The organism is Streptomyces recifensis, from assembly GCF_002154615.1.
GTDB lineage: Bacteria > Actinomycetota > Actinomycetes > Streptomycetales > Streptomycetaceae > Streptomyces > Streptomyces griseoluteus.
Window position 1 is genome coordinate 1 of the sequence record NZ_MUNH01000414.1, and the last position, 8,337, is coordinate 8,337.

Sequence of the window (8,337 nt, forward strand, 5' to 3'; positions counted from 1 at the left end):
ACGGCAGTCCAGCCCCGGAGGAGGGTGCCGGGGCTGGACTGCCGTGCCGGAGGTACGGCAGGTAACCTCCAGCTCATGTCCCGCCATGTCGCTATCGTCACCGATTCAACGGCCTACCTGCCGCCGGGGCTGATGGAGCGCCACGGCATCACCTCGGTGCCCCTGACCGTGGTCCTCGGCGACCAGGCGCTCGAAGAGGGCACCGAGATCTCCACCCGCTCGCTGGCCCAGGCCCTCCAGAAACGGCGCCCGGTCACCACCTCCCGCCCCAGCCCCGAGGAGTTCGCCCGCACCTACCGCGAGGTCGCGGACACCGGCGCCGACGGCATCGTCTCCCTGCACCTCTCCGCCGAGCTGTCCGGCACCTACGACGCGGCCGTACTGGCCGCCCGCGAGGCACCGGTACCCGTACGGGTCGTCGACACCGGCATGGTCGCCATGGCCCTCGGCTTCTGCGCCCTGTCCGCCGCCGAGGCCGCGGGGCTGGCCGCCGGGGAGTCGGTGCGCATCGACAGCTGGATCTGGGCGGTGCGCCTGGTCAAGACGCGGTCGCTGGGCGCCACCGCGTGCCGGGGCGGCCATGTCCATGTGAATGGGGAGCGGGTGAAGCCCGCGTACTCCGCGCGAGTGGGTGACGAGGTGCGGTTGCGGCACGAGGGCCGGGAGCGCGTGGTGATCGTGAAGCGACTGATCCGCAAGCGGGTCGGCGCTCCGGTGGCCGCCCAGTGCTACGTCGACAACTCCCCTCCTCCGCCGCCCCGCGAGGCCGTCGCCCCCGTCGGCATCCGCGACCGGGGCACCGGCCGCCCCACCAAGCGGGACCGCCGCGAACTGGAACGCCTGCGCGGCCTGGGCGCGCCGGACGCCCCCGGCGCTCCCGTCGTCGCCCCGGAACCGCACGGCAGGCGGCGGCCGGGCCGCTGAGCCGCGGCGCCGCCGGCCCGTCCCCTGAGACGCTCAGCCCGCCGGCACCGCCCGCACCCATGTCCCGTCGTCGGTCAGCTCGGCGTCCACTCGCAGCCCCGCCTCCGCCAGCGCGGCCTCGAACCGCTCCTTCGTCAGGGGCCTGCTGCGGAAGGTCTGGGTCCAGGTGGCGTCCGGGAAGGTGTACTCGGCCCGCACCGAGTTGACCCCGTCTCCGACCGGTTCCACCGAGGCGATCCGGACGGTGAAGCCCCGGGGGTCCACGCGCTCCCTCGGCACGTTCTCGTGGTAGTCCGCGCCCTCCCGCTGGATGAGCACGTGGCCGTCCGGCGCCACATGGCGGGCGCAGGCGTCCAGCAGGGCGTGGCGCAGCCCCGGGTCGGCGGTGTGGACCAGGAACGAGCCGAGCAGGACCACGTCGAACCGCTCACCCAGGTCCAGGTCCTCGATCGGCGTGCACAGGGTGCGCTCCGCCCCGCGCACCCGCTCCAGCATCTCGGCGGACTCGTCCACCGCCGTCACCCGGAAGCCGCGCTCCAGCAGAGCGTGGGTGACCCGGCCCGCCCCACAGCCCAGCTCCAGGATGTGCGCCCCGGCGGGCACGGCGGCGCCGATGACGTCCGGTTCGTCGCCCGGTGGAAAGCGGGCGTACATCTCCACCGCACAGCCGTCCGGGGTGATCGCTCCGGGGCCGGTGCCCTGATGTCCTTCACGCATCTCGACTGTCATGCCGGAAGAACGGACGATCTTCGCTCAGCCGTTCCCGTCCCGCCTCGAACCACTCGTTCGAGTCAATTCACACCGTCTCGGGAACCGGAGTACGTTGCGAATGGGATGCCGGAGAGGTGGTGGTGGCCGGATGCGTACCGGCAGTGAACCGACGACCGCGCGCAGTGCCCTGCGGGCGCGGCTGTGGCTGAGCGTGTGGGGATTCGCCTGGACCGCCTTCGGCACCGTGGCCCTCGCCCTCACCGGGCGGACCGGCTGGGCGGTCGCGTGTGCCGTGCTGTGGCTGGTGGTCACGGTCGACCTGGCCCTGGTCCTTCGTCATCTGCGCCAGGGCCCGCACTACCAGCCCGGCCGCGACGTGCCCCCGTACGAGCCCGCGCATGACGAGCCGGCGGTACGCCCCCGGCGGCGGCGAGGATTCCCGCGCCTGCCCGCGCCCCGGCACCACCACCCCTGAGAGACGGGGCTCAGGAGTCGAAGCGGGCCGCCCGCAGATAGTCGGGGTTGGGGTCCAGCGCGGCGGCGAGCCGGAAGTGACGCCGGGCCTGACCGGGACGCCCCTGGCGCTCGTAGGTGCGGCCCAGCGCGAAGTGGGCGAAGGCGTTGTCCGGCTCGCGCTCCAGCACCACCGTGAACTCGAGTTCGGCGGGCCGCAATTGCGCGGCGGCGAAGAAGGCGCGCGCCCGCAGCAGCCGGGCGGCGGTGTTCTCGGGGTGGGCGGCGATCACTTCGTCGAGCAGTTTCACCGCGCCCCTGGGATCCCGCGCGTCGAGCAGATGCTCGGCGGCGCGGAAGTCGATGACATCCGTCTCCGGCGTACGTCCGGCGGAACCATTGCTCTCGGGCACGGCGAAGTCCTTCCCTCACTCCGCCGTTCCAACGCATCGGAGCCGAAGGGCTATTCCGCGCCACCGCTCCGCGCGGCCGCGCACCGGTTCAGCTCGGCCCAGACCTCCGCGACCCGCTTCTGAAGCGCGTCCAGCGGCACGTCGTTGTCGATCACGATGTCGGCGATCTCCCGGCGCTGCTCGCGGCTCGCCTGCGCGGCCATGCGGGCGCGAGCGTCCTCCTCGGTCGTCCCGCGCAGCCGGACCAGCCGGTCGAGCTGGGTCTCGGGGCTCGCGTCCACGACGACGACGAGGTCGTACAGCGGAGCCAGCCCGTTCTCGGTGAGGAGCGGTACGTCGTGCAGGACGACGGCGTCGGCGCTCGCGGCGCTCTCCAGCTCGCGGGACCGCTCGCCCACCAGGGGGTGCACGATCGAGTTGAGGACGGCCAGTTTCTCGGGGTCGGCGAAGACGATGGACCCGAGCCGGGGCCGGTCCAGCGAGCCGTCCTCGGCGAGGATCTCCGGCCCGAACGCCTCCACCACGGCCGCCAGCCCCGGTGTCCCCGGCGCAACGACCTCCCGCGCGATCCGGTCCGCGTCGATCAGCACGGCCCCGTGCTCCACGAGCAGCCGCGACACCTCGCTCTTGCCGGCCCCGATGCCGCCGGTCAGCCCCACTTTCAACATGCCGCGCAGCCTAGACCCCGCTGCCGGGAGGCCTACGCCTCCCCCTCCCGTTCCGCGAGGAACCGCTCGAACTCACGGCCGATCTCGTCGGCGGAGGGGATGTCGACGGGCTCGGCGAGCATGTTGCCGCGGGTCTCGGCGCCGGCGGCCGCGTCGTACTGGTGCTCAAGGCCCTGGATGAGCGAGGTCAGTTCCTCGTCGCCCTCGCGGATCTGGCGGTCGATCTCGGTCTGGGTGCGGTGGGCCTCCGTACGCAGGCCGTGCGCGACCCCGGGCAGGACGAGACCGGTGGCGGCGGTGATCGCCTCCAGCACGGTCAGCGCTGCGTCCGGGTAGGCGGAGCGGGCGAGGTAGTGCGGGACGTGCGCGGCGACACCGAGGACGTCGTGCCCGGCCTCGCCGAGCCGGTACTCCAGCAGCGCGGCGGCACTGCCCGGCACCTGGGCCTCCTCGAAGGGGCTGCGGTGTCCGGGGACGAGGTCGGTGCGGTTGCCGTGCGGGGTGAGGCCCACGGGACGGGTGTGCGGCACACCCATCGGGATGCCGTGGAAGGTGACGGACAGCCGGACACCGAGCCGCTCCACGATCTGCTGCACGGCGAGCGCGAACCGCTCCCACTCCACGTCGGGCTCCGGGCCGGACAGCACCAGGAACGGCGCACCGGTGGCGTCCTGCACGAGGCGGACCTCGATGGCCGGCACCTCGTAGTCGGTCCAGCCGTCCCGCTGGAAGGTCAGCAGCGGACGGCGGGCCCGGTAGTCCACCAGCCGGTCGTGGTCGAAACGGGCCACGACCTGGTGCGGCAGCGTGTCGAGGACACGTTCGACGATCTGGTCGCCCGCCTCCCCCGCGTCGATGTACCCGTCGAAGTGGTAGAGCATGACCAGCCCGGCCGACTCCTGAGCCAACGCCATGTCCACCACGGCGAGCCCCTTCGGCTCCCAAGCGAACAAACCCTGCGGATCAACCACGATGACCGCCCCTCCTTGTGTCCGAATGAGCCAACACCAGGAACCACCGGAGCATTCCCAAGATCATCGAACAGAGCCCGGCACACGTCCCTGAAGGGGCGCGGGGAACCGCGCGAACACCCCCCGCAGGCCGCACCTGACAACGCACCGAAAACCGAAGGGACCCGCACCTCGAAAGGTACGGGTCCCTCAAGTCAGCCTGAGTGGCTAAGCCTCAGCGGTGAGCGTTCAGCTCTGGCCGCCCGCCAGCTTCTCACGCAGCGCGGCAAGCGCCTCGTCCGAAGCAAGGGCACCGGAGGTGTCCGCACCCTCGGAGGAGTAGGAACCGCCACCGGACGCGGCCGGAGCGGCACCCGCGGCGTCGCCACCCTCGGCAGCGGCCTTCTCGTCCGCCTCGCGGGACTTGATGACCTGGGCCTGGTGCTGCTCGAAGCGCTGCTGCGCCTCGGCGTACTGGCCCTCCCAAGCCTCGCGCTGGGTCTCGTAGCCCTCGAGCCAGTCGTTGGTCTCGGGGTCGAAGCCCTCGGGGTAGATGTAGTTGCCCTGGTCGTCGTAGGACGCGGCCATGCCGTACAGGGTCGGGTCGAACTCGACCGACGCCGGGTCGGCACCGAAGGCCTCGTTGGCCTGCTTCAGCGAGAGGCTGATGCGGCGGCGCTCGAGGTCGATGTCGATGACCTTGACGAAGATCTCGTCGTTGACCTGGACGACCTGCTCCGGGATCTCCACGTGGCGCTCGGCCAGCTCGGAGATGTGGACCAGACCCTCGATGCCCTCGTCTACGCGGACGAACGCACCGAACGGAACCAGCTTCGTGACCTTGCCGGGCACGACCTGGCCGATCTGGTGGGTGCGGGCGAACTGCTGCCACGGGTCTTCCTGGGTCGCCTTCAGCGACAGGGAGACGCGCTCGCGGTCCATGTCCACGTCGAGGACCTCGACGGTGACTTCCTGGCCGACCTCGACAACCTCGGACGGGTGGTCGATGTGCTTCCAGGACAGCTCGGAGACGTGCACCAGGCCGTCGACGCCACCCAGGTCCACGAAGGCACCGAAGTTGACGATGGAGGACACGACGCCGGAGCGGACCTGACCCTTCTGGAGGGTCGTGAGGAACGTCTGGCGGACCTCGGACTGGGTCTGCTCGAGCCAGGCACGGCGGGACAGGACCACGTTGTTGCGGTTCTTGTCCAGCTCGATGATCTTCGCCTCGAGCTCCTTGCCCACGTAGGGCTGGAGGTCGCGGACGCGGCGCATCTCGACCAGGGAGGCCGGGAGGAAGCCGCGGAGGCCGATGTCGAGGATGAGACCACCCTTGACGACCTCGATGACGGTACCGGTGACGATGCCGTCCTCTTCCTTGATCTTCTCGATGGTGCCCCAGGCGCGCTCGTACTGGGCGCGCTTCTTCGAGAGGATCAGGCGGCCTTCCTTGTCCTCCTTCTGGAGAACCAGGGCCTCGATCTCGTCGCCGACCTTGACGACCTCGTTCGGGTCGACGTCGTGCTTGATCGAGAGCTCGCGGCTCGGGATGACACCTTCGGTCTTGTAACCGATGTCGAGCAGGACCTCGTCCCGGTCGACCTTCACGATGACGCCGTCGACGATGTCGCCGTCGTTGAAGTACTTGATCGTCTCGTCGATCGCGGCGAGGAAGGCTTCCTCGTTACCGATGTCGTTGACCGCAACCTGCGGGGTGGTGGCGGTGGTCTCGGTGCTGCTCGTCATGTGGGAAAGGGCTCCGGTACGGACATTGAAGTCGTAGGTACTGCTTACGCCGGGAGCCCGTTTCGCTCTGCAGAAGCCGGACAGCCAAGGAAGCGCCACAAGAGCACCGGGTGCCCGGTGGCGCCTCGACAACCGAGGGATACATACAGATGCGAGCGCGACCTGCTACGTCTGAGGTGCGCAGGCCCGCAGCGCAACTTGTAGCATACGGGGGCAGCCGGGCAGGGTCAATGCGCGAAGGCGCACACCGCGGACGGATCGCCGCATACCCGGCGGAACAATCGCCCAACTGGGCGCGCGTGACCGCGCGATCCCTTCCGTGACACGCGTCCGGCGGGCCGGTTGGACGGAAGAGTACGACGAGGGAGCCGATCATCCAAGAGCCTGTGGGGCACGACCCGGAGGGGTCCGAGCCGGAAGCCACCCGCCGTGACGCGGGGGTCGCGGAGAGCAGCAGGGCCAACCGCGGCTGGTGGGACCGGAACGCCGACGAGTACCAGGTCGAGCACGGCACCTTCCTCGGTGACGACCGTTTCGTCTGGTGCCCGGAGGGGCTGGACGAGGTGGAGGCCGAGCTGCTCGGCCCGGCCGAGGAGCTGAAGGACCGGGACGTGCTGGAGATCGGCGCGGGCGCGGCGCAGTGCGCGCGCTGGCTGGCCGCCCAGGGGGCCCGTCCGGTCGCGCTCGACCTCTCCCACCGGCAGCTCCAGCACGCGCTGCGCATCGGCTCCGCGTTCCCGCTGGTGTGCGCGGACGCGGGCGCGCTGCCCTTCGCGGACGCCTCCTTCGACCTGGTGTGCTCGGCGTACGGGGCGCTGCCCTTCGTGGCCGATCCCCGGCTGGTGCTGCGCGAGGTGCGGCGGGTGCTGCGGCCGGGCGGCCGGCTGGTGTTCTCGGTGACGCACCCGATCCGCTGGGCGTTCCCGGACGAGCCGGGTCCGGAGGGGCTGTCGGTGGCGTCGTCCTACTTCGACCGCACTCCCTATGTGGAGCAGGACGACGACGGGCGCGCCGTCTATGTGGAGCACCACCGCACGATCGGTGACCGGGTGCGGGACGTCGTGTCCTCCGGGTTCCGGCTGGTGGACCTGGTGGAGCCGGAGTGGCCGGCCTGGAACACCTCCGAGTGGGGCGGCTGGTCCCCGCTGCGCGGCAACCTGATCCCGGGTACGGCGATCTTCGTCTGCGAACGGGACTGACCGCCCGGCGTACGACACTGGGGGCGTGATCCGTGACGACGCCCTCGCCGCGCTGCCCGTGCGCTCCGCCCTGCCCGACCTGACCGCCGCGCTGGACGAGCGGGGCACCGCCGTGCTGGTGGCGCCGCCCGGTACCGGCAAGACGACACTCGTTCCGCTGGTGCTGGCCGGGCTGGTCGGCGGGGGTCCGGCGCGGCGGGTCGTGGTGGCCGAGCCTCGCCGGATCGCGGCGCGGGCCGCCGCGCGGCGGATGGCCTGGCTGGTGGGCGAGAAGCCGGGGGTGAGCGTCGGCCACACCGTTCGCGGCGAACGTGTGGTGGGGCCCCATACCCGCGTCGAGGTCGTGACCACCGGTGTCCTCCTCCAGCGGCTCCAGCGGGACCAGGAGCTGACCGGTGTCGACGTGGTGGTGCTCGACGAGTGCCACGAACGGCATCTCGACGCCGATACGGCCGCCGCCTTCCTCTGGGACGTACGGGGGACCCTCCGGCCCGACCTCCGCCTGGTGGCCGCCTCCGCGACCACCGACGCCCGGGGCTGGGCCCGGCTGCTCGGCGGTGCGCCGGTGGTCGAGGCGGCCGGGGTCTCGTACCCCGTGGACGTGATCTGGGCGCCGCCCGCGCGTCCGGTACGGCCGCCGCACGGGATGCGGGTGGACCCCGCCCTCCTCGCGCACGTGGCCTCGGTCGTACGGCGGGCTCTCGCCGAGCAGAGCGGCGATGTGCTGTGCTTCCTGCCCGGAGTCGGCGAGATCGCCCGGGTGGCCGGGCAGCTGGGCCGGCTTTCCGATGTCGACCTGCTCCAGGTGCACGGCCGCGCCCCCGCCGCCGTGCAGGACGCGGTGCTGTCCCCCGGCGAGCGGCGCCGGGTGGTCCTGGCGACCTCCGTGGCCGAGTCCTCCCTCACCGTGCCGGGCGTCCGGGTCGTCGTCGACTCCGGGCTCGCGCGGGAGCCCCGCGTGGACCACGCGCGCGGCCTGAGCGGCCTGGCGACGGTACGAGCCTCCCGCGCGGCGGGAGCCCAGCGCGCGGGGCGGGCCGGGCGCGAGGCACCCGGCGTGGTCTACCGCTGCTGGGACCAGGCCGAGGACACCCGTCTCCCCGCCTTCCCGGCCCCGGAGATCAAGGTCGCCGACCTGACCGCCTTCGCCCTCCAGGCGTCCTGCTGGGGCGACCCCGACGCCACCGGCCTCGCCCTCCTGGACCCGCCGCCGGCCGGCGCGATGGCAGCGGCCAGGGAGGTCCTGACCGCGGTCGGCGCCGTCGATCCG

Annotated in this window: 9 protein-coding genes; 4 read left to right on the forward strand and 5 right to left on the reverse strand. The window is 72.0% G+C overall.

Annotated elements, in window-relative coordinates; translation table 11 throughout:
- Positions 1–75 precede the first annotated feature (75 nt).
- A complete protein-coding gene (locus tag CCN33_RS33165) occupies positions 76–924 on the forward strand; it encodes a DegV family protein (RefSeq protein WP_086695138.1) in 849 nt (282 codons plus the stop codon).
- A 33-nt stretch (positions 925–957) separates the two neighbouring features.
- On the opposite strand, the gene CCN33_RS21175 is transcribed toward CCN33_RS33165, so the two are convergent.
- Positions 958–1,641, reverse strand: a complete 684-nt coding sequence (locus tag CCN33_RS21175) for a class I SAM-dependent methyltransferase (protein WP_086695145.1) — start codon at positions 1,639–1,641, stop codon at positions 958–960.
- Between the two features lie 142 nt (positions 1,642–1,783).
- Between CCN33_RS21175 and CCN33_RS21180 the strand changes: the two genes are divergently transcribed.
- Positions 1,784–2,110 (forward strand): DUF6343 family protein, encoded by a 327-nt coding sequence (locus CCN33_RS21180; protein ID WP_086695139.1) that lies wholly within the window; start codon positions 1,784–1,786, stop codon positions 2,108–2,110.
- Between the two features lie 10 nt (positions 2,111–2,120).
- On the opposite strand, the gene CCN33_RS21185 is transcribed toward CCN33_RS21180, so the two are convergent.
- From CCN33_RS21185 to rpsA, 4 genes are all read right to left on the reverse strand, one after another.
- Complete coding sequence (locus tag CCN33_RS21185; RefSeq protein ID WP_086695140.1) at positions 2,121–2,501, reverse strand: tetratricopeptide repeat protein; 381 nt, start codon at positions 2,499–2,501, stop codon at positions 2,121–2,123.
- Between the two features lie 50 nt (positions 2,502–2,551).
- On the reverse strand, positions 2,552–3,169 hold the full coding sequence (coaE, locus tag CCN33_RS21190) for a dephospho-CoA kinase (protein ID WP_086695141.1): 618 nt from the start codon (positions 3,167–3,169) through the stop codon (positions 2,552–2,554).
- A 32-nt stretch (positions 3,170–3,201) separates the two neighbouring features.
- Positions 3,202–4,140 carry a PAC2 family protein gene (locus CCN33_RS21195; protein WP_086695142.1) on the reverse strand — a complete coding sequence of 313 codons (939 nt, stop codon included), beginning with the start codon at positions 4,138–4,140 and terminating at the stop codon, positions 3,202–3,204.
- Between the two features lie 228 nt (positions 4,141–4,368).
- Positions 4,369–5,868 (reverse strand): 30S ribosomal protein S1, encoded by a 1,500-nt coding sequence (gene rpsA, locus CCN33_RS21200; protein WP_086695143.1) that lies wholly within the window; start codon positions 5,866–5,868, stop codon positions 4,369–4,371.
- 386 nt (positions 5,869–6,254) lie between these two features.
- Here rpsA and CCN33_RS21205 point away from each other — a divergent pair, with 386 nt between their 5' ends.
- Together CCN33_RS21205 and CCN33_RS21210 are read left to right on the forward strand one after the other, a co-directional pair.
- Positions 6,255–7,067: a class I SAM-dependent methyltransferase gene (locus tag CCN33_RS21205; RefSeq protein ID WP_244173888.1), complete on the forward strand. Its 813-nt coding sequence runs from the start codon at positions 6,255–6,257 to the stop codon at positions 7,065–7,067.
- A gap of 25 nt (positions 7,068–7,092) precedes the next feature.
- Positions 7,093–8,337: helicase-related protein (locus CCN33_RS21210; protein WP_279628191.1), on the forward strand; the 1,245-nt coding region annotated here is incomplete at its 3' end.

What these genes read in the sequence shown, in the direction of transcription:
- CCN33_RS21180 (WP_086695139.1), top strand. Translation starts at nt 1,784, where the DNA reads ATGCGTACCGGCAGTGAACCGACGACCGCGCGCAGTGCCCTGCGGGCG.
- rpsA (WP_086695143.1), bottom strand. Translation starts at nt 5,868, where the DNA reads ATGACGAGCAGCACCGAGACCACCGCCACCACCCCGCAGGTTGCGGTC.
- CCN33_RS33165 (WP_086695138.1), top strand. Translation starts at nt 76, where the DNA reads ATGTCCCGCCATGTCGCTATCGTCACCGATTCAACGGCCTACCTGCCG.
- coaE (WP_086695141.1), bottom strand. Translation starts at nt 3,169, where the DNA reads ATGTTGAAAGTGGGGCTGACCGGCGGCATCGGGGCCGGCAAGAGCGAG.
- CCN33_RS21175 (WP_086695145.1), bottom strand. Translation starts at nt 1,641, where the DNA reads ATGCGTGAAGGACATCAGGGCACCGGCCCCGGAGCGATCACCCCGGAC.